Origin of the sequence: Butyricimonas sp. DFI.6.44 (genome assembly GCF_022132345.1) — a bacterium.
GTDB lineage: Bacteria > Bacteroidota > Bacteroidia > Bacteroidales > Marinifilaceae > Butyricimonas > Butyricimonas muris.
The window spans coordinates 248,745-267,293 of sequence record NZ_JAKNJD010000001.1; the positions used below are offsets into that span (position 1 = coordinate 248,745).

Genomic DNA, 18,549 nt, shown 5'->3' on the forward strand with positions numbered 1-18,549 from the left:
GTTATTCGTTTTGGTGTGCTTTTTCTACTTCGGCTATAAGTTGTTTCAGTTCTTCCAGAGAGATGTCTTCTTCTTGTACCAGTGAAGAAACAGCATTGAGGTACGAGTTGTTGAAATACTTGTTGATCACGTTCTTTAAAGTACCTTTTCTAAATTCTTCTTCACTGATGACGGCATGGTATTGATAGGTGTTACCAAAAGCCTCGTGCCCGAGAAATCCTTTTTCTTCCAGACCCCGCACGATGGTGGAGAGGGTATTGAAATGCGGTTTGGGATCTTCGTAATAGGCGAGTAATTGTCTCACGAATAGAGAACCTTCCTTCCAGAAAAATCCCATGATTTCTTCTTCTTTTGCTGTTAGTCCTTTCATAGTTTTTATCTTTTACGCAAAGTAACTAAAAGTTTTAGTTATTCAACTAATTCTTGTAGTTAATAATTTACTAATATTCTATAAAATAATATATATAACTGATAATTAATAAGTAAGTGTGTATGCCCGTGTACGAGCATGCGGCTTCTTCGGACTTTATGGACTGATTTTATTGGAATGCTTGTAAAAATGTTTATATTTGTCTAGTTGTGCGTGCGTGAGTGAGGATATTAAGGAATGTATGTAGTGTAATTTAAAATTATTGTCATGGAAGAATGGTGGAATGCTTTAGGTTTATTTATGCAGTCGGTGTGGTGTATCACGTTGTTTGCCAGTTTGGTATTTGTTATACAGACCATAATGACTTTCGTGGGAATGGATGCCGACGGGGGGATGGATGTTGATTTGGATGTCGATTCGTCGGGTGACGGGGACGGACCTTTTCAATTATTCACGTTCCGTAATTTTATTAATTTCCTGTTGGGATTCGGTTGGTCGATCATCTCTTTTCAAGGAGCGATAGAGAATCAGTTTTTGTTGATTCTTCTGGCTGCCGTGATCGGGGTATTGCTGGTTATGGCCGTGATGGCTATTTTCCGGTTTATGAGCAAGATGGAGCAGAGTGGAACGATTCAGATTGCAAATGCTGTCGGGTGCAAAGGAAACGTGTATTTAAAGATTCCGGCAGACAAGCGGGGAGAAGGCAAAGTGCAAATCTCCGTTCAAGGGGCTATCCGGGAATTTGACGCTATTACTCTGGGTGAGGAGTTGGAAACGGGAGTCCCGATTAAAGTGGTGGAGGTGGTGAATGACAGCACCTTGCTGGTGGAGCGTTTTTAAAGAATACTATTTAATTATTTAACAGCTATAATATGGAATCTATGGAAGGTAGTTTGTATTTAATCGTCGCGATAGCGGCGGTCTTGTTCGTGACGTTCGCGGCAATATTGTCCCGTTACAAACGTTGTCCGTCGGACAAGGTACTAGTCGTGTACGGTAAGACCGGGAAAAACGCGGCGGGAGGTGTGAGTTCGGCCCGTTGTATTCATGGTGGTGCGGCATTTATATGGCCGGTGTTCCAGAGTTACGCTTTTCTGGACTTGACGCCTATTTCTATCGAGTGCAATTTGACAAACGCGTTGAGTAAACAAAATATCCGTGTGGATGTACCGTGTCGGTTCACCGTGGGTATTTCCACCGAATCGGACAGTATGACGAACGCTGCCGAACGTTTGCTGGGGCAACGGTTGGAGAATATTCAGGATTTGGCGAAAGATATTCTTTTCGGTCAATTGCGTCTGGTGATTGCCACCATGGATATCGAGGAAATCAATTCCGACCGGGACAAGTTTCTGGCTAACGTGAGTGCCAACGTCGAGGCGGAGTTGCGTAAGATCGGTTTGAAACTGATAAACGTGAACGTGACGGATATTCGCGACGAATCGGGTTATATCGAGGCTCTCGGAAAAGAAGCGGCGGCGAAGGCTATCAATGATGCCAAGAAGAGCGTGGCGGAGCAGAACCGTTTCGGTGAGATCGGTAAAGCCGAGGCAGACCGGGATAAAGATATACGTATTGCGGAAACCGTGCGGGATACCCGTATCCGGACGGCGGAAGCTAACGCCACTGCCGTGGATGGTGAGAATAATGCCAAGATTTTGATAGCGGATTCGGATGCTATCCGCCGGGAACGGGAGGCAGAGGCTGCCCGTAAGGCGATTGCCGCCGAGAAAGTGCAAGCCGCTAGAGCTTTGGAAGAGGCTTACATGGCTGAGAAGGAAGCCGAGATAGCCCGCGCCGAAAGGGAGAAAGCTACACAAGCCGCCAATATCGTGGTTCCCGCGCAGATTGACAAGGAGAAAGCGATTATCGACGCCGAGGCAGAAGCCGAACGTTTGCGCAGGTTGGCAAAAGGGGAGGCTGACGCAATCTTTGCCAAGATGGACGCCGAGGCACGGGGTATATACGAGGTATTGACCAAGCAAGCCGAGGGATACGCCCGGATCGTGAAAGCCGCTGCCGGCGATCCGGACAAGGCGGTGATGATGTTGATTACCGATAAGTTGCCGGAACTCGTGAAAACGCAGGTGGAAGCGGTTAAGAATATCAAGATTGACAAGGTTACCGTTTGGGACGGGAATAATGCCGGAAACGGTAATACTTCCACCGCTAATTTTATCTCCGGAATGATGAAATCCGTGCCCCCGTTAAACGATTTATTTAACATGGCGGGATTGAATTTACCCACTTATTTGAAAGGGACTCCGACGGAAGACGTGAAAGTTGAAGAGAAGCCACTGGAAGATGTTTCAAGTGAAAGCTAACTTTTAGCTTCGTTTTTCGTTAACTAATATTATCTTTGTGGTATACTTTAAAGAGGTATATCACAAAGATAATGTACTTTTAAATAAAATAGATTATGCGTTGGATAATTGACGGCGTGGACGACTTGAAGAGAGTGGCAAAGGAATTTCTGGAATTTACCGGGAAAGACACGATATATGCATTATACGGTCCCATGGGAGTGGGAAAAACGACTTTCGTGAAGGCTGTTGCCGAGCAGCTTGGGATAGAGGATGATGTAAATTCACCCACTTTTGCTATCGTGAACGAATATCTGACGGCACGGGGGGATTCGGTTTTCCATTTTGACTTCTATCGTGTGAAGAACGTGGAGGAGGCGATGGATTTCGGGTACGAGGAGTATTTTTATAGCGGGAACCGTTGTTTTATCGAGTGGCCGGAGATGATTGAATCGTTATTGCCGGAGAACACGTTAATTTGCCGTTTTACCGAACTGGAAGATGGGCGAAGAGAATTGACGATAGATTAAAATTATAAATACTAAATCAGAATCGCATGGATAATTCGGGTAAAATGTTAGGCGCACAGATAAACAGGGAATGGTTTTTGTACCAAGAGAAGGAAGTCTTCGGGGAACGCCGTCATAAGCGAATGACTATCGGGTTGCCGGATGAAACGGGGCGTCGGGAGAACCGGATTTGCCTGACACCCGAAGCCGTGGGAGTCTTGGTAGACTTTGGGCATTCTATTCTTGTCCAGCGGGGTGCGGGGGAGCAGGCGCATTATCATGATAGGGACTATGCGGATGCCGGGGCGCAAATGGTGGATACCTGCGAGGAGGTTTACACGTCTGATGTTATTTTGAAACCGACACCCGTGATGCAAGAGGATGTGGAGGTGATGCGTGACCGTCAGGTGATTCTGTCCCCGATAGAACTGTTCGAGTTACGGAAAGAAGCTATCGTGGAGATGATGCAGAAGAAAGTGACCGCTATCGGTTTTGATATATTGAAAGGAGAGAACGGGACTTATCCGGTGGTGGAGATGATGAGCGAGATTTCGGGAAACTCGGCGATCATGATTGCCAGCGAGTACCTAAGTAATTCCCGCGAGGGGAAAGGTATCCTGTTGGGAGGGATTACCGGGGTGACGCCTGCCGAGGTGGTTATTCTCGGAGCCGGAACTCTTGGCGAGTACGCTGCCCGGACGGCTTTGGCTCTGGGGGCGGAGGTGAAAGTGTTCGATCATTCTCTGGATAGGTTGCGACGTCTGAATCATTGCTTGGGACAACGGGTGTACACGTCCGTGTTCCATAAACCGGTGTTGGAACGGGCATTATTGTCTGCCGACGTGCTGATCGGGGCTTTGCGTTTCTTTGACGATGATTTGGGAATCACGGTTTCCGAGGAACAGGTAAAGCTGATGAAACAAGGGGCAGTGATAGTGGATATGTCCATCGAACATGGCGGATGTATAGAAACTTCCGGTCCCACGACTCACGAGAATCCCACGTACATGTACAACGGCGTGATTCATTATTGCGTGCCGAACGTGCCTTCGCGGGTTGCCCGGACGGCATCTATCGCTTACAGTAACTTATTTATCCCGCTATTCGAGAAGATTGCCCGCGGCGGGGGATTCAATCCCGCTATCAAGAGCGATGCCGGGTTGCGACACGGGGTATATATATATAACGGTGTACTGACCAAAAAGATTATTGCCGATAAATACGGTTTGGTTTCCAGAGATATAGATCTGTTGCTGGCGGCATTTTAAAGATAAATGAATAGAAAAACGATTATCCCTAACAAGATGCCATACACGAGGGCATAGGGGAACGCTAACTTTAAGATACGCCCTTCTTTTCCTTGTAGGTTGCAGGCAGAAGCCGCGATAGCGATGCTTTGGGGCGAGATTATTTTTCCCGCGGTCGTGCCCGCGGTGTTGGCTGCCGCGAGCCATGACGGATCAATTTGTAAATGTGTTGCTATTCCGACTTGTAGTTTTCCGAACAGAATATTGGCTGATGTGCCGCTTCCGGTGATAAAAGTTCCGACTTCGCCGACGATCGGCGACCAGAACGGATACCCGTTTCCTGCCACGAGTACCAGAGATTCGGATAGCAGGGAGATCATTCCGGCGATTTCCATGATGGCCGATATGCCGATTAAGGCGATGACCATAATGATGGTGGAACGAATCTGAACGAGAGTTTTACCTAATAATGCGATTTGTTGTTGCATTCTGACTCCTTGTATTTGTCCGCCGATAAAAGCACCGCAAAATAATAATACACTCGTGTGATTGAAATCGAGAGGGATTGCCAGCAAGATGAAGAGTACAATCAGTCCGTAGACACTCCACGCTTGCCAAATTTGTTTGGCGGTATAGCCGTGTGTACCCCTTGTTTTTTCGACATGGATGTATTTACTCCAAAGTATCACGGCGATAATGGAACAGATGCTTCCGAAAATAGCGGGCATTTCGGGACCGAGGTAATAGGCCGTGAGGCTTTGTCCGATGGCGGAAGCGAGTCCCGCCCATGTGCCGAGCAGGATATTCTTGAACAAATTTTTCCGGGATTTATCCGCCAGTATGGCAAGGGTAATCGGAATCAGAAACATAAAAGGTAACAACTGGATAATCGTGTCTTTGCATAATTCGGAAACAGTGCATCCCGTTTCTTCTGCCAAAACGGTTTCTGCGATACCGACAGCACCGAATGTAGTGGGTTCGCTGTTGGCTATAAGACTTAATAAAACGGCAAAGAGCGGCTTGAATCCCAAGGTAACAAGGATTGCCGCAGGTATGGCGACGGACGTACCGTACCCTGCCATGCCTTCCAGTAGTCCGCCGAATCCCCACGTGATGAGTAATACTTGTACACTTTTATCGGTGGAAATGGTCGAGAGTTGATGTTTTAATATCTCGATTTTCCCGGAAGCGAGGAGTATATTGTAACTGAATACAGCCATCCAGATAACGGAAAGGATGGTGACGATAGCTCTGAGTGAACTGTATAACAGGGTATTGCCAATAACCCCGATCGGGATGTTAAAAATGGCGAGAGCGATAATGATTGTGATACCCAGAGAATATAAACTACTTTTATCACCAGACCACTTGCACACGCTCATGAATACAATTAGGGCGAGAACAGGTAATAATGTGGATAGAATTTGAAGCATGATTTTAGTAAAGGTATTACTGTCTTAAAATGCTGTCAATTACTTGGGTTAAATCACTGTTTTTCTTGATCTTGATACCTCGTATTCCGGCAGCTTCCGCGGCTTCGATATCCCGTCCGCCATCGCCGATCAACAGGGAAGCGGATTTGTCGATATCAAATTCCCGTATGGCTTGCTCGATCATGCCGGGGGCGGGTTTTCGGCAGGAGCAGGGAGCCACGCTGTCATGGTGAGGGCAATAGTATATTTTGTCGATACGTGCCCCGTGCTTTTCAAGTTCCGTGCGCATGTAGGCGTGTACCGCCTCGACATCTTCAATGGTATATTCTCCTTTGGCCACGCCGCCTTGATTGGTTACCACGATAACCAGATAACCCGCTTCGTTCAATCGGCGGATGCCGTCGATGACACCGGGGTTGAAAACGAAATCTTCTTTTTTATAAATGTAGTAGTGACCTTCATCGGAGTTTATCGTACCGTCCCGGTCTAGGAATATGGCTCGTGATTTATGTTCGCCTTTGGCAGGTTGCAGGACTGTAATCTTTTCCATTCTCAATGCATTATTTTGAATATCAATTCTCTCAATAGTTGACCGTCGGAGATGTTGACGTTGCCGACACCTTTAGATTTGAGGTCATATTCTCTTAGCCATGATATGATGTTGGCACATTTCATGGCGTTGTATCTTTTAGCGCCTTCCGTGTAATCTTTCATGAAGTAGGGGTTTATTCCCAGTATCTTTGCCATTTCCTGCGGGCTTGGGGTACTTTTCTTCTGGTAATGGTACGTGAGCAGGTTCAGAAAATAGCGGAACAGCATGGTGATCGTGAGAACCAAGGGATTGTTCTTGGGGTTTGCCTCGAAGTAGTTCACGATACGGTTGGCTTTCAGGTGATCCATGGCAACGATAGCCGCGGTGAGTTCGAACGTGTTGAACTCTTTGCTGATACCCGTGTGTTCTTCGACAAGGTTTTCCTTGATCTCTCCGCCGCCGGGAAGTAGCAGCATGAGTTTATCCAGTTCATTCGCTACTTTGCTAAGGTCATTGCCCAGACTATCCGCCAATATATTCGCGGCTTTCGGGGAGATCATGCATTTCTTCTCTTTGCAATATGACACGATCCAGTCGGGAATCTTGTTGTCGTAAAGTTTTGCCGAGTCAAAATAGACACAGTTGGGAGAAGAAGCCAATTTCTTGAACACCCCTTTGCGTTTGTCCGGCTTTTTGTTTTTATATAAAAATACTAGTATCGTGGTCGGTTGGAAATGGTCGACATAAGGAAGCAGATTCTCGAAATCCCGGATATTCTGGGCTTCCTTTACGATAACGACTTGTCTTTGTGCCATCATCGGGAAACGTCGGGCAGTATCGGTCACGGCGGTCATGGATACGTCATTCCCGTATAAAATAGTTTGGTTGAACGCCTTTTCATCTTCCGTGAGCGCACTCTTCTCTATTTTATTCGCTATTTCATCCAAGAAATAGGGCTCTTCGCCTGATAAAAAGTAAATTGGGAAATATTTCCCTTTCTTTATATCCGCAATAATCTCTTCGTATTTCATAAAGGCAAAGATACTATTTTAGTTTATAAAGTTTGTAAGGTTTATAAAGTTTATAAGGTTCATGTACTCTTGCGAGGCACTTTGTCCACGGTAGCATAGCTGCCGATAAATCTTGTCCGAAAGCCTCCCGTGACCTTATAGACTTTACAAACTTTATAAACCTTATGAACTTTATAAACTTTACAAACCCTTTTCTATCTGCCGTACCACCTCCTCTATCTCCTTGTCCCTTCCTTCCGGTTCGTAATCGGCTTTAAGATTATTGCCGAAGAGGAGGGCGAGAGATTGCCAGAAATAGGCGTTCACACTTCCCTTGTATTCCTTGATATGATGAAACGAAGAGTTATTTGTTTCCCGGTAGATCAGACGCACGAGTATTTTCCCTTGCGTGACGGTCAGGCTCATGAGAGGTTTTTTGAATGTCTTCATGAGTTGCTTGTATTCTTCTTTGATAATTCGCTCTTTTTCCCGTTTCGAGTGCGCTTGCGCGAGCAGTGCTTCAATCTCGTTAATCTTTGCGGCGGCTATTTTTGCGTAAGGGAGAGCCTTGCGGACGTTGTGTGCCAGTCGATGATTGCGTTTTTGCTGGCGGGCGTATTTGCGTGCGTTGATCCTTTTCGCGAACACATTGACCTCATCCAGAGTGACATGGGGCAACGTATCCCTGCCGATAACGATGGAGGGTACGATACTTTGTGCCTTCGCGAAGGTGTTAATAAATAAAGATAGGAGTAATATGATGAATGTTTTGTACATTTTTTTATCTTTGCATTAACGCTTTATTGATACAAATTTAGTGATATATTTGACTTGTAAAAACGAAAACCAGTGGAAAAGGAATTTCAGGATCTGTTTCAGATACGTCATAATAATGACCGTGTTGAAGTTGGAAAGGTATTGATTGCCGAACCTTTTCTGGAGGGGAAGTATTTTAACCGTTCCGTGGTCTATATAGTGGAGCATGATGATTCGGGAAGCGTGGGGTTTGTTTTGAACAAGCCGTTACCTTACACGGCGTCCGAATTGGTGAAGGAATTGGACGGGGTGTATTTCCCGGTGTATATCGGGGGACCGGTAGAACGTAACCAATTGTATTACATTCACCGGAGAAACGATATCCCCGATTCGGTACGGATAGCGGACGGGATATACTGGGGCGGAGATTTTAAGGCAGTGACGGAGATGTTACAAGCCGGAAAGATATTGCAAGAGGAAATTCGTTTCTTTGCCGGTTATAGCGGCTGGACGGAAACGCAATTAGACAATGAACTGAAAGAAAACTCGTGGATGGTGGGTACGATTTCCGCGGACGTGTTGTTTACCGTTCCGAATAGCGGACTATGGGAACAGGTCATGAGTTCTTTGGGTGGCAAGCACAAATTGTGGGCGAATTTCCCGGAAGACCCGATTCTTAACTAATTGAAAATGGAGAATTGAAAATTGAAAATTGAAAATAAAAAAGGTTTGATGGTTAGATTTTTCGAGAGGGAGAGCATGAGCGGGGGAATCATAAATCTAAAATCATAAATCATAAATATAAAAGGCAGTTCGTTCTATCGCTGTCCCGCGAGGGAGAGAGGAAAGTCCGGGCAACGAAGGGCATCGTGCTTCCTAACGGGAAGGTATTCGAAAGGATACAGTAGTGTAACAGAAAACAACCGTTCCGTTCGCGGAACAAGGGTGAAAAGGTGGGGTAAGAGCCCACCGGTATCCCGGGCGACCGGGGTAGCCGTACGCCTCACGAGTTGCAAGACCATGTATACCGGCAATTAAGGTTTGCCCGATCGATGCCGGGGGGTAGGTCGCTAGAGCCGCGAAGTGATTCGCGGAGTAGATAAATGATAGAAACCGAAAGGTACAGAACCCGGCTTATAGAACTGCCTTTTTTTATTTAAAACTTATTAATTTACGATTTATGAATTACGATTTACGATTAAAAGAGCATAGGCATTTCGGTTAAATCATAAGTCATAAATCAAGAAATCATAAATCAAGAAATTAAAATAGAGGACGTGAAATCAATCAGAGAAATATTTAGAATAGGGTATGGACCTTCATCCAGCCATACAATGGGACCGGGACGTGCGGCACTTTTCTTCAAGGAGAGAAATCCCGACGCGGAGCGTTATCGGGTGACTTTATTCGGCAGTTTGGCTCTCACGGGCGTGGGGCATGGTACGGACGTGGCAATCCAGAAAATGATAGCTCGTCCCGACGACACGGAAATCGTGTGGGAATCCGATAAATCCTTGCCGCATCATCCGAACGGGATGCTGTTCGAGGCGTTGAACAACGGGGAGGTTGCGGATCGTTGGGAGGTATATAGTGTCGGGGGCGGAGCCTTATGGGATGAACAGGGGACTTTCAACTCGGACGACATATACCCGGACACGAAGATGACCGATATCTTGGATTGGTGCAAGTCCGAGGGGCGTTCTTTTGTGGAATACGTGGAATTGCACGAGGGACAGGAAATATTCGATTACCTCGAGGAAGTGTGGCGGGTAATGGTGGACAGTATCCACAATGGGTTGGAGAACGAGGGCGTGTTGCCCGGCAATTTGCGGTTAGCCCGCAAGGCTTGCTCGTATCACGTGCGGGCTCAACAATCCGCGGGAACCTTGCGCCACATGGGAATGGTGTTTGCCGCGGCTTTGGCAGTGGCAGAGGAGAACGCTGCCGGGGGCAAGATCGTGACGGCTCCCACTTGCGGTTCCGCGGGAGTGGTTCCGTCCGTGCTGTATTTCTTGAAACATGACCAGAACATAAGTGACAAACGAATCATAAAAGGATTGGCAACAGCCGGGTTGATCGGTAACATCGTGAAGACCAACGGTTCTATTTCCGGTGCGGAAGTAGGGTGTCAAGGCGAACTGGGAACGGCTTGCGCGATGGCGGCAGGTGCCGCCGCCCAGATTCTCGGCGGTTCCCCGATGCAGATAGAGTACGCGGCTGAAATGGGATTCGAGCATAACTTGGGATTGACCTGTGACCCGGTAGGCGGTTACGTGCAAATCCCTTGTATCGAGCGTAACGCATTCATTTCCCAGAAAGCGCGGGAGTGTGCCATTTACTCGTTGTTCTCCGACGGGCGGCACAAAGTGTCGTTTGACGACGTTGTCGAAACGATGATGCAAACGGGCTGCGACATGCAGGCAAAATACAGGGAAACAAGCCTTGGAGGATTGGCACGTATATACAGGGCGCCGTTGAAGAAGTGATTTCGCGGGGGAAACCATGCCGGGTTTAAACTCGTAGATCAAGAATCTAAAATGATACAGGTTTTATGGATAGAATCAGATTAAAAGTTTTCGGGCTGTCATACCAGAGTATGTCGACCACGGGGGCATACGCGTTAGTACTTGCGGAAGAACACGACGCCTTCCGTATTCCCATTATTATCGGGATAGCGGAGGCGCAGTCGATCGCCATACAGTTGGAACACCTCGATTCGCAACGCCCCCTCACGCATGATCTGGTAAAGAATCTGGCAGATAGTCTGGGAGCTACCTTGGAAGAAGTTTCTATTTATCACTGGGAAGCGGGTATCTTTTATTCGGAATTGCGTTTCCGTCGCGGGGAGGAGATATTGAAGATAGATTCGAGGACTTCGGATGCCGTGGCCCTCGCGTTGCGCTACAATTGCCCGATTTACATCACGAGGGAGGTGATTATCCAAACGGCAATACCTATAGCCGACACGAGTATTATAAAAGAACACTTGGAAAAAGTACAGGCGGAGATAGCAAAAGTGAAAGAATCGGAATTAACAGAGGAAGATTTGCAACGTTTGTTGGAAGAAGCCGTAAAGAATGAAGATTACGAGAATGCGTCCCGGTACAGGGATTTGTTGAAATCTCGAAAAGGCGAATAATAAAATACAGAAACAATGAATCGCGTTAAACTTGACTACTCGAAAGTATTGCCGTTCGTGGGAGAGAAAGAGATCTCTGCGCGAAGGGAAAAAGCATCACAGGCATTGAAAGGCTTGGAAAACGGAACGTGTAAAGGAAGTGAATTTCTTGGATGGCTGGATCTTCCGGCACGGATCACGAGTGAAGAACTGGATCGGATAGAGGCGTGTGCTGCGCGACTGAGGGCGGAAACGGACGTGGTGGTCATTGTCGGCATCGGCGGCTCGTACTTGGGTGCCAAGGCGGTGATCGAGTCGATGGCGGGCAGCTTCGACGCCTTCTCCGGTACAAAGGTCGTTTTTGCCGGGCATAACGTCAGCGAGGATTACTTGTACGAGTTGCAGGAGTTTTTGAAAGACAAGAAATTCGGGATATGCGTCATATCCAAATCGGGAACCACCACCGAGCCGGCAGTTGCTTTCCGTTTGTTGAAAGAACAATTAATCGGGCAGGAAGGGGTGCAGGTTTCCCGTCAGCGTATCGTGGCGATCACGGACGAGCGGAAAGGGGCTTTGCGCGCTCTGGCGGACAAGGAAGGATACCAAACGTTTGTTATCCCGGATAATGTCGGGGGACGTTACTCCGTGCTGACTCCCGTGGGATTACTGCCTGTTGCCATTGCCGGGCACGATATCCGGGCGTTGGTGAAAGGTGCCGCCGACATGAGAACGTACGGCAAAGAGAACGGGGCTGAACTGTCCGCCACCTATGCCGCCGTGCGCAATGCTTTGTACGAGAAAGGGTACACGATTGAGATCACTGTCAACTTCAACCCGAAACTGCATTACGTGGCGGAATGGTGGAAACAGTTGTACGGGGAAAGCGAGGGAAAAGAACACAAAGGCATATTCCCCGCTAGCGTGGATTTCACGACAGACCTGCATTCCATGGGACAATATATTCAAGAAGGACGCCGGGATTTGTTTGAAACGGTGCTCTCTGTCGAGAAGACGAAACACCAGTTGCTGGTGCCTTGTGACGCCCACGATTTGGATAAATTGAACTATCTGGCGGGCAAACGCATCGACGAAGTGAACAAGATGGCGGAACTGGGAACCCAACTGGCTCACGTGGACGGGGGCGTGCCTAATATCCGTGTCGTGATACCCGAATTGACGGAATATTACTTGGGACAACTGTTCTACTTCTACGAGCTGGCTTGCGGCATATCCGGCGGCATCCTCGGCGTGAACACCTTCGACCAGCCGGGCGTGGAAGCGTACAAGAATAATATGTTCATGCTTCTGGGAAAACCGGGGTACGGGAAGTAATCGCCTTCGGCGAGTTGAGGAACTACCACCCCTAGCCCCTCCTTACACCGAAGGGGCTAGGAGTGGTAGTTTTTCATTTTCAATTTTCCATTTTCAACTTTCAATTATTTTGTAACTTTTCACTATACTTGTTCGTCATATCGATAAACAAGATTCTGTATGTTGAAAAAGTTACTGATAGCGTGCGTCGTTTTTTGTACCGGGGTGGCGGAAACCCGGGCACAGGCGAAGGATTACCGGATTCACGGGGAGATATATACCGTGATGAACACGACGGTAAGCGGTTATATTTACTGGGGAAGGAATTTATACTGGACGGATATATTCTCCGCATCCAAGCCGGAAAATCCTTATACCCGTTACGTGAACGAGGTTGTACCTGTCGCCCACCAGTTTGCCTGTCGTTTCGGTAACATCAAGCGGATTCGCGTGATCGGGGATAACCGGATCGAGTTGGAGATACGCGACGGGCATATCATCGAACTGGAGGATTGGTTGCCATCCGGCAACAGGGGCAGCTTGAGGATAGAGGCGGACAAGGAAACCGCTATCGCGTGGGATCTTATCAGCGAGATCGTTTTTAGTGCGGCCCCCGACACGGCGAGGGAACCCGCCGATACGCCTATCACGGGTACGGTGGAAACACCTCACGGGCGGTACACGGGCATCGTGCAATGGGACAGGGACGAAAATTCGTTGTCCCACGTGTTGGACGGGCGTTCGGGAACGAGCGGTATCACTATCGCTTTCAAGAATATACGAAGCATCGCGTCGTCGGGAAATTCATGTCAGGTGGTGTTGAACAGCGGACGGGAGTTCGTCCTGTGGGGCGAGAATGACGTGGATGAGAGAAACCGGGGAATCGTGGTGAATATGCCGTCCGTGGGGCAGGTCGTCGTGGGATGGGCGGATTTCAAGACGTTCAAAAGCATCCCGTTGAATCAGGTAAACCTGCTGAAGTATAGTGATTTCATGTCGCCCCGGCGGATACGGGGTACGGTGGAGCTGAAACGGGGCGAGGTACTGGAAGGCGTGCTGGTGTACGATCTGGACGAGGCGATGGATTTCGAGCTGTTGGACGGGCGGAACGGTAACGTGGCGTATCGTATTCCTTTCCGGAATATCCGGGTTATAGAGCCGAAGAATCACAAGTACACGTGGCTGCAACTCGGCAACGGCGGCGAGCTGGTGTTGGGTGAAGAGCGCGACGTGACCTTTGACAACGACGGCATACTCGTGTTCGACGCGAAAGGTACGGCGAGGTACGTCCGTTGGCGCGACGTGAAGCGGGTTTCCTTGCCGGCAAAAGAGGAGGGTAATGAATAGGGTGGAATATAACCGGGCGGTGGACGCGTTCTCCGACGACGTGTATCGTTTTATACACAAGATGTGCAGGTCGAGGGAAATGGCGGAAGACATCGTGCAGGACAGTTACCTGAAACTGTGGGAGGAGGTCGCCCGCGTCGATTACGGGAAAGCCAAGGCTTTCCTCTTCAGCACGTCCTATCACCGGATGATCGATATCCTGCGGCGCGAGAACAAGTTCGGGGACATCGAGTCCGTCGGCGACCGGGTGGAGGACACCTCGCCCGCTTACACGGGATTGCGGGAGGTGCTGGAATCGGCTTTGGCGAAATTGCCGCCGGTACAGAAAACCGTCGTTCTGCTGCGGGATTACGAGGCGTATTCCTATCAAGAGATAGCGGAGATCACGGGACTGAACGAATCGCAAGTGAAAGTGTACATCTTTCGGGCGAGGGCATTTATGAAGGAGTTTATCCGTCGACCGGACGTGGTCGTTTAAGCGGGAGAAGATATGATAACGAGAGAGAATTACGAGATTTATTTCATGGATTACCTTGACGGTGTGCTGCCGGGGGAGTGTCGCGATGAGTTGCGGGCGTTTCTGCTGGCGAATCCCGATCTGGAGGAGTTGTTGGACGGGATGGACGGCGTGCGCCTGCAACCGGAACGGGATGTGTTCGGGAAAAAGGAAGAATTGAAGCGGCACGCGTCCGCGAGGGAACTTGCCTACCATGCCATAGCTGAGGCGGAAGGCGTGATAACCGAGGAAGAGCGGCAATGGGTACGCGATAACGCGGGGGAGGATGAATTCGGGAGGGAAGTGGCGGCGTACCGTGCGACACGGGTGCAACCTGACCGCGGGCAGGTGTTCGGGAGGAAAGACGCGACGCGTCGTTACCCGGCGGTGATCGTCTGGATGAAGCGTTACGCGGGAGTCGCCGCGGTTGCCATTTTTGCCGTGGTACTCGTTTTGTATATCACGAGGGAGCGGGAATTTTCCCCGGACAGCCTGCCGCGGCTCACGGCGCGAACCGAACCGGTTTCCTTGCCGGAACTCCCCGCGCGGGTGACGGAACCGGAGAAGATGGAACCCCGGCAAGAGGACAAGCCGCGAGTCGATATCGTTCCCGTCACGACACCCGCCGTGCCGACGGAACGGGTGGAACCCGTCAACTTGATAGAGAGCGCAAAAAGAGTCGTCGTTCACGCCGAGATACTGCCGCCGCGACCGAATGAAATGCTGGTTTCCCCCTACGAGGGCGTGCGGGTAAGGCTGGAAGTGAAGGAACAGCGTCCCCGCCCGTTCCGCGTCATCGCTCCCGATCTCGAGAGTTCGGACAATATTCTCAGCTCGATCGTCAACGCGGGAAGAAACGTGGTGAGCCGATTCAGGAACAGGGAGGAAAAAGATGAAGAGCGCCTATAACAATCGGGGGTGTTCAACCGTCATGTGATAAAAGAAAATAATCTAAAGAAAAAGAATATGAAAAAGGTGGTTGTATATGTAATGTTTATGGTGTGCGTGCTGCCCGTGTCGGCACGGAGAGATACTGTCGTTATCCGCGACAACTGGCGCGTGGACACGATCCGGCAGAAAAGCGAAAAGGTCGATACCGTCGTCCGGGAATCGGAAATGATTATCTGGGACAACACGGTGAGAGAGTCGGGGAGAAGACCGAGGCGCTATTCCGAGGTTCCCTTGAAAACGGTAAGGGAGGAGAACCGGCGTGCTCTACGGCACCTCTTCCGGGGACACTGGAGCGGTTTCTATTTCGGGTTCGTGAATTTCGCCAACACGGACTATTCCAAGTACGGGGGGGACGATTTCATGGAATTGGACTGGGGAAATTCTTTCGCCATGCAGTTCAATCTCTTCTCCCACGGCATGGGGGTGAACGAGCGGCGGACTCTCGGCGTGGTGACGGGAATCGGGTTCGAGTATCAACGGCTTTGTTTCGACCGGGATATCACGATACGTAAAGACGAACACGGTATGTTGCGCCCCCTTCCCTTGGACGAACTGGGGATCGGCAACGTGAAAAGAAGCACTTTCAAGACGCTCTACATGACGATACCGCTTCTCGTGGAATGGCAATTCCCCGCGTCCGTGCACCGGAGAGCTTACCTGTCTACCGGGGTTGTCGGTGGCGTGCGGCTTCACTCGAAGACGAAAATCGTGTACAAGGACGAGAACGGCGACAAGCACCGGAAGAAAAACTCGGACAGCTACGGCATGATTCCCTTGAAGGCCGATTGGACGGTACGTGCCGGGTATCGCGGCGTGTGCCTCTGGGGAAATTACACGTTGACCAACATGTTTAAAAAGAGCAAATCCCCTGAATTGCACCCGTACACGATCGGGGTAGGGTTCACGTTTTAATTTATGATTTATGATTTACGATTTATGATTGAAGGATTGCCGAAGCGAAGTAGTACTCCAATCATAAATCAAGAAATCGTAAATCATAAATCGTGAATCACGGGATCACCAGATCGATAACTTCCGCTTTCACGTACCTGCTATCGGAGTACGCGCTCCAGTCGGGCGACGTGAAGAACGGGTAGAGATGCACGGTTTCCGTTTCCGGGTGGGCGGAGTCGGGGAGGGCGATTCGCGCGAAACACTCGCCGCGGGTGAAGGATGTCATGATGAATTGCGGCGAATCGGGGCGCGAGTCATAGAAAAATCCCAGTGCCAGAGAGTCATTCGGGTTCGCCCGCCCGTACTCGCGGGCGGGTGCGTTCCAGTAGAGAAAAAACGTCCACCCCTCGCGGTTCACCCGCGTATCCCTCGGCGGCACGAGATCGCCCTTGCAGAAGTGGAAATCGGGAAAGTAATCCACGCCCTGCAACTTCAAGTCGAGCACGGGATAATTGAGCTTCCTGAAAATATCCAAGTAGGTTAGGCTGAAACACTCCCCGTACATGTTCCACGCGAAGTAGAGCACCGGGGAGAGCCGGAAAAAGTTGACAGGAAACGTTCCCGTTATCTCCATGGCGTCCCTCGCCACTTGTTGTTTCTCCGTGGCGGGTCGCTCCACTTTCTCCCGCTTGGCTGGCATGGCGCATAGTTTATCGTTCCGGTAATAATATCTTATCCCGTTCAGGATAAAACTCTTGCGCGTCGGGTCGGATTGATTTTTTCTTCCCATGGCTATCGAATTAAACGGTTACACTAATCCCCTCTTTATCCCGTACCATGTAAAAATAAACAATTATTTTGAATTAACAAAGTACTTATCAGAAAATGTTATCAACTTGTTAATAAGTTCTGCATGAGTTCTGCATAAGTAAGCCACGCGGGATACGACCGGTTTTAGGCTGTATATTGTTGTACACGTGTTGTTTACATGGTGTTTGACATAGTCGTGTAAAAGAGTGGTACTAAGAATTAAAAAATATTAATATTTAACATCGAATTCCATTGGAAATGAAAATAATAGTTCTAACTTGTGATTGGAAAAGAACATAAATCTTCCCTGTAAATCGCGGAAAGATGCGCGTGCACTTCCTGTCCTGCCGGACGGTTAGTGCCGGACTTTTATTAACTGTTTAAAATTAAAAACTATGAGAAAGAGAATTGTAGGATGCTCAAGCGTGCGAGGCACGTTGCTTGACCAAGTACATTACCCCCACCCGTTTGAACCGGGTGTGACCGTGGTGCGCCTCTTGTCGAACAAGAAAGTGAAACTGAACGAAACCGTGGCGAAGAACGATGCCGCCTTCGGCGGGTTGGGCAGGGAAGGCGGTTACCTGTTGCCGGGGGCGAAAGTGGGTTTCCCGTACACCGGGCGGGAGGCTTCCGGGCATTCCCGTTTCGTGGGCGTGAACGCCGTGACGGGCGTGTCAACGGCGGTAAAGATAGACCCGGAAACCCCGTACGATCCCGAGCAGAGCGTGTCGAAACAATACACTTACCTGATCGATTACCCGAACCTGATTCTTGCCGCGGGCAAAGTGCCGCCGATTGCCGTGACCGTGACGCTCGACAGGGAAGCGCGCAAAATTTCCTGCGTGCAGGCAGCGGACACGACGTTGGGCACAAACCGTAACCCGGACGACGTGGGGTATTGCGTGTTATACGACCCGACGAGCAAAACGTGCATCGTGCAGCGATTGCGCGTGCGGTCGGAGGAAGGATCGACCTCGACGGCGATTCCCGCGAACGTCAATCTCGACACGCTTTTCGCTTACGTTTTCACCGCCCGCGCCAACGGGAAACCGACGTCCGATTCCGAGTGCAAGCTGCAAGGTGATTCCAACCTTGTGGCAATCAATTGTATCGCTAAAGATATGAAGTTGAAGTTCCCGCTTGCCGGGGCGATTGATAAACTGAATGCCGCCGTCGACATGGAACTGGCAAGACGGGCAATCGAACGCGAGCGACTCCGGGAGGCGGAGGAAGAAAAACGAGAGGAGGAGAAAGCGAGAAGGATAGCGAGCGGGGAGAACGCGGCGGTTGCCGCGGAGGAAAGGGACGCGCTTCTTGATAGTATCCTTGACGACGTGTCCGGTGTCGAGGACGCCCCCGGCGAACACGCCCGGCAATTCGACGAGAGAATGCAGGTACTCGCCGACACGATCTTCACCTTGAAGAAAAAGCACGAGGGCGGTTGAAATGTAACTTTTCAAAC

Annotated in this window: 19 protein-coding genes and 1 other RNA gene; 14 read left to right on the forward strand and 6 right to left on the reverse strand. The window is 49.5% G+C overall.

What is annotated here, in order from left to right; genetic code table 11:
• Position 1 precedes the first annotated feature (1 nt).
• The gene (locus L0M98_RS01180) at positions 2 to 370 is read right to left on the reverse strand and encodes a BlaI/MecI/CopY family transcriptional regulator (protein WP_099292384.1); all 369 of its coding nucleotides are present in this window, start codon (positions 368 to 370) and stop codon (positions 2 to 4) included.
• 267 nt (positions 371 to 637) lie between these two features.
• Here L0M98_RS01180 and L0M98_RS01185 point away from each other — a divergent pair, with 267 nt between their 5' ends.
• From L0M98_RS01185 to L0M98_RS01200, 4 genes are all read left to right on the forward strand, one after another.
• Positions 638 to 1,210, forward strand: a complete 573-nt coding sequence (locus tag L0M98_RS01185; RefSeq protein ID WP_227214658.1) for a hypothetical protein — start codon at positions 638 to 640, stop codon at positions 1,208 to 1,210.
• Positions 1,211 to 1,251: 41 nt separating this feature from the next.
• Positions 1,252 to 2,694: a flotillin family protein gene (locus L0M98_RS01190; protein ID WP_099294535.1), complete on the forward strand. Its 1,443-nt coding sequence runs from the start codon at positions 1,252 to 1,254 to the stop codon at positions 2,692 to 2,694.
• 95 nt (positions 2,695 to 2,789) lie between these two features.
• Positions 2,790 to 3,203 (forward strand): tRNA (adenosine(37)-N6)-threonylcarbamoyltransferase complex ATPase subunit type 1 TsaE, encoded by a 414-nt coding sequence (gene tsaE / locus L0M98_RS01195; protein ID WP_099292386.1) that lies wholly within the window; start codon positions 2,790 to 2,792, stop codon positions 3,201 to 3,203.
• A gap of 26 nt (positions 3,204 to 3,229) precedes the next feature.
• Positions 3,230 to 4,450: an alanine dehydrogenase gene (locus tag L0M98_RS01200; protein ID WP_227214659.1), complete on the forward strand. Its 1,221-nt coding sequence runs from the start codon at positions 3,230 to 3,232 to the stop codon at positions 4,448 to 4,450.
• Here L0M98_RS01200 and L0M98_RS01205 read toward each other — a convergent pair.
• The 4 genes from L0M98_RS01205 to L0M98_RS01220 all read right to left on the reverse strand — a co-directional run bounded on the left by L0M98_RS01205 (position 4,447) and on the right by L0M98_RS01220 (position 8,181).
• Positions 4,447 to 5,862, reverse strand: coding sequence for an L-lactate permease (locus L0M98_RS01205; RefSeq protein WP_227214660.1), 1,416 nt, complete (start codon positions 5,860 to 5,862; stop codon positions 4,447 to 4,449). The two genes, L0M98_RS01200 and L0M98_RS01205, sit on opposite strands and share 4 nt — an antisense overlap.
• A gap of 16 nt (positions 5,863 to 5,878) precedes the next feature.
• Complete coding sequence (locus L0M98_RS01210; RefSeq protein ID WP_227214661.1) at positions 5,879 to 6,412, reverse strand: D-glycero-alpha-D-manno-heptose-1,7-bisphosphate 7-phosphatase; 534 nt, start codon at positions 6,410 to 6,412, stop codon at positions 5,879 to 5,881.
• A 2-nt stretch (positions 6,413 to 6,414) separates the two neighbouring features.
• Entirely contained in the window at positions 6,415 to 7,425 is a 1,011-nt protein-coding gene (gene holA / locus L0M98_RS01215) for a DNA polymerase III subunit delta (protein WP_227214662.1), read from the reverse strand.
• A gap of 180 nt (positions 7,426 to 7,605) precedes the next feature.
• Positions 7,606 to 8,181, reverse strand: coding sequence for a DUF4294 domain-containing protein (locus L0M98_RS01220; RefSeq protein WP_227214663.1), 576 nt, complete (start codon positions 8,179 to 8,181; stop codon positions 7,606 to 7,608).
• Positions 8,182 to 8,253: 72 nt separating this feature from the next.
• Between L0M98_RS01220 and L0M98_RS01225 the strand changes: the two genes are divergently transcribed.
• From L0M98_RS01225 to L0M98_RS01265, 9 genes are all read left to right on the forward strand, one after another.
• Positions 8,254 to 8,844, forward strand: coding sequence for a YqgE/AlgH family protein (locus tag L0M98_RS01225; RefSeq protein ID WP_099292391.1), 591 nt, complete (start codon positions 8,254 to 8,256; stop codon positions 8,842 to 8,844).
• Positions 8,845 to 8,965: 121 nt separating this feature from the next.
• An RNA gene (gene rnpB / locus L0M98_RS01230) (RNase P RNA component class A) lies at positions 8,966 to 9,313 on the forward strand.
• A 124-nt stretch (positions 9,314 to 9,437) separates the two neighbouring features.
• Entirely contained in the window at positions 9,438 to 10,646 is a 1,209-nt protein-coding gene (locus L0M98_RS01235; protein ID WP_227214664.1) for an L-serine ammonia-lyase, read from the forward strand.
• Positions 10,647 to 10,711: 65 nt separating this feature from the next.
• The gene (locus L0M98_RS01240) at positions 10,712 to 11,299 is read left to right on the forward strand and encodes a bifunctional nuclease family protein (protein WP_099292393.1); all 588 of its coding nucleotides are present in this window, start codon (positions 10,712 to 10,714) and stop codon (positions 11,297 to 11,299) included.
• Between the two features lie 15 nt (positions 11,300 to 11,314).
• Positions 11,315 to 12,610 (forward strand): glucose-6-phosphate isomerase, encoded by a 1,296-nt coding sequence (locus L0M98_RS01245; protein WP_099292394.1) that lies wholly within the window; start codon positions 11,315 to 11,317, stop codon positions 12,608 to 12,610.
• A 159-nt stretch (positions 12,611 to 12,769) separates the two neighbouring features.
• The gene (locus tag L0M98_RS01250; protein ID WP_227214665.1) at positions 12,770 to 13,936 is read left to right on the forward strand and encodes a hypothetical protein; all 1,167 of its coding nucleotides are present in this window, start codon (positions 12,770 to 12,772) and stop codon (positions 13,934 to 13,936) included.
• Positions 13,929 to 14,414, forward strand: a complete 486-nt coding sequence (locus tag L0M98_RS01255; RefSeq protein WP_099292396.1) for an RNA polymerase sigma factor — start codon at positions 13,929 to 13,931, stop codon at positions 14,412 to 14,414. Before L0M98_RS01250 ends, L0M98_RS01255 begins: the two co-directional genes overlap by 8 nt.
• 12 nt (positions 14,415 to 14,426) lie before the next feature.
• Positions 14,427 to 15,341 (forward strand): hypothetical protein, encoded by a 915-nt coding sequence (locus L0M98_RS01260; protein ID WP_227214666.1) that lies wholly within the window; start codon positions 14,427 to 14,429, stop codon positions 15,339 to 15,341.
• Positions 15,342 to 15,398: 57 nt separating this feature from the next.
• A complete protein-coding gene (locus L0M98_RS01265; RefSeq protein WP_227214667.1) occupies positions 15,399 to 16,295 on the forward strand; it encodes an outer membrane beta-barrel protein in 897 nt (298 codons plus the stop codon).
• A gap of 97 nt (positions 16,296 to 16,392) precedes the next feature.
• On the opposite strand, the gene L0M98_RS01270 is transcribed toward L0M98_RS01265, so the two are convergent.
• Complete coding sequence (locus L0M98_RS01270) at positions 16,393 to 17,067, reverse strand: hypothetical protein (protein WP_227214668.1); 675 nt, start codon at positions 17,065 to 17,067, stop codon at positions 16,393 to 16,395.
• 415 nt (positions 17,068 to 17,482) lie between these two features.
• Here L0M98_RS01270 and L0M98_RS01275 point away from each other — a divergent pair, with 415 nt between their 5' ends.
• Entirely contained in the window at positions 17,483 to 18,532 is a 1,050-nt protein-coding gene (locus L0M98_RS01275; protein WP_227214669.1) for a hypothetical protein, read from the forward strand.
• Positions 18,533 to 18,549 lie beyond the last annotated feature (17 nt).

Excerpts from the sequence above, each read along its gene's own strand:
- L0M98_RS01180 (WP_099292384.1), bottom strand. The coding sequence starts at position 370 with ATGAAAGGACTAACAGCAAAAGAAGAAGAAATCATGGGATTTTTCTGG.
- L0M98_RS01185 (WP_227214658.1), top strand. The coding sequence starts at position 638 with ATGGAAGAATGGTGGAATGCTTTAGGTTTATTTATGCAGTCGGTGTGG.
- L0M98_RS01190 (WP_099294535.1), top strand. The coding sequence starts at position 1,252 with ATGGAAGGTAGTTTGTATTTAATCGTCGCGATAGCGGCGGTCTTGTTC.
- tsaE (WP_099292386.1), top strand. The coding sequence starts at position 2,790 with ATGCGTTGGATAATTGACGGCGTGGACGACTTGAAGAGAGTGGCAAAG.
- L0M98_RS01200 (WP_227214659.1), top strand. The coding sequence starts at position 3,230 with ATGGATAATTCGGGTAAAATGTTAGGCGCACAGATAAACAGGGAATGG.
- L0M98_RS01205 (WP_227214660.1), bottom strand. The coding sequence starts at position 5,862 with ATGCTTCAAATTCTATCCACATTATTACCTGTTCTCGCCCTAATTGTA.
- L0M98_RS01210 (WP_227214661.1), bottom strand. The coding sequence starts at position 6,412 with ATGGAAAAGATTACAGTCCTGCAACCTGCCAAAGGCGAACATAAATCA.
- holA (WP_227214662.1), bottom strand. The coding sequence starts at position 7,425 with ATGAAATACGAAGAGATTATTGCGGATATAAAGAAAGGGAAATATTTC.
- L0M98_RS01220 (WP_227214663.1), bottom strand. The coding sequence starts at position 8,181 with ATGTACAAAACATTCATCATATTACTCCTATCTTTATTTATTAACACC.
- L0M98_RS01240 (WP_099292393.1), top strand. The coding sequence starts at position 10,712 with ATGGATAGAATCAGATTAAAAGTTTTCGGGCTGTCATACCAGAGTATG.
- L0M98_RS01245 (WP_099292394.1), top strand. The coding sequence starts at position 11,315 with ATGAATCGCGTTAAACTTGACTACTCGAAAGTATTGCCGTTCGTGGGA.
- L0M98_RS01250 (WP_227214665.1), top strand. The coding sequence starts at position 12,770 with ATGTTGAAAAAGTTACTGATAGCGTGCGTCGTTTTTTGTACCGGGGTG.
- L0M98_RS01255 (WP_099292396.1), top strand. The coding sequence starts at position 13,929 with ATGAATAGGGTGGAATATAACCGGGCGGTGGACGCGTTCTCCGACGAC.
- L0M98_RS01260 (WP_227214666.1), top strand. The coding sequence starts at position 14,427 with ATGATAACGAGAGAGAATTACGAGATTTATTTCATGGATTACCTTGAC.
- L0M98_RS01265 (WP_227214667.1), top strand. The coding sequence starts at position 15,399 with ATGAAAAAGGTGGTTGTATATGTAATGTTTATGGTGTGCGTGCTGCCC.
- L0M98_RS01270 (WP_227214668.1), bottom strand. The coding sequence starts at position 17,067 with ATGGGAAGAAAAAATCAATCCGACCCGACGCGCAAGAGTTTTATCCTG.
- L0M98_RS01275 (WP_227214669.1), top strand. The coding sequence starts at position 17,483 with ATGAGAAAGAGAATTGTAGGATGCTCAAGCGTGCGAGGCACGTTGCTT.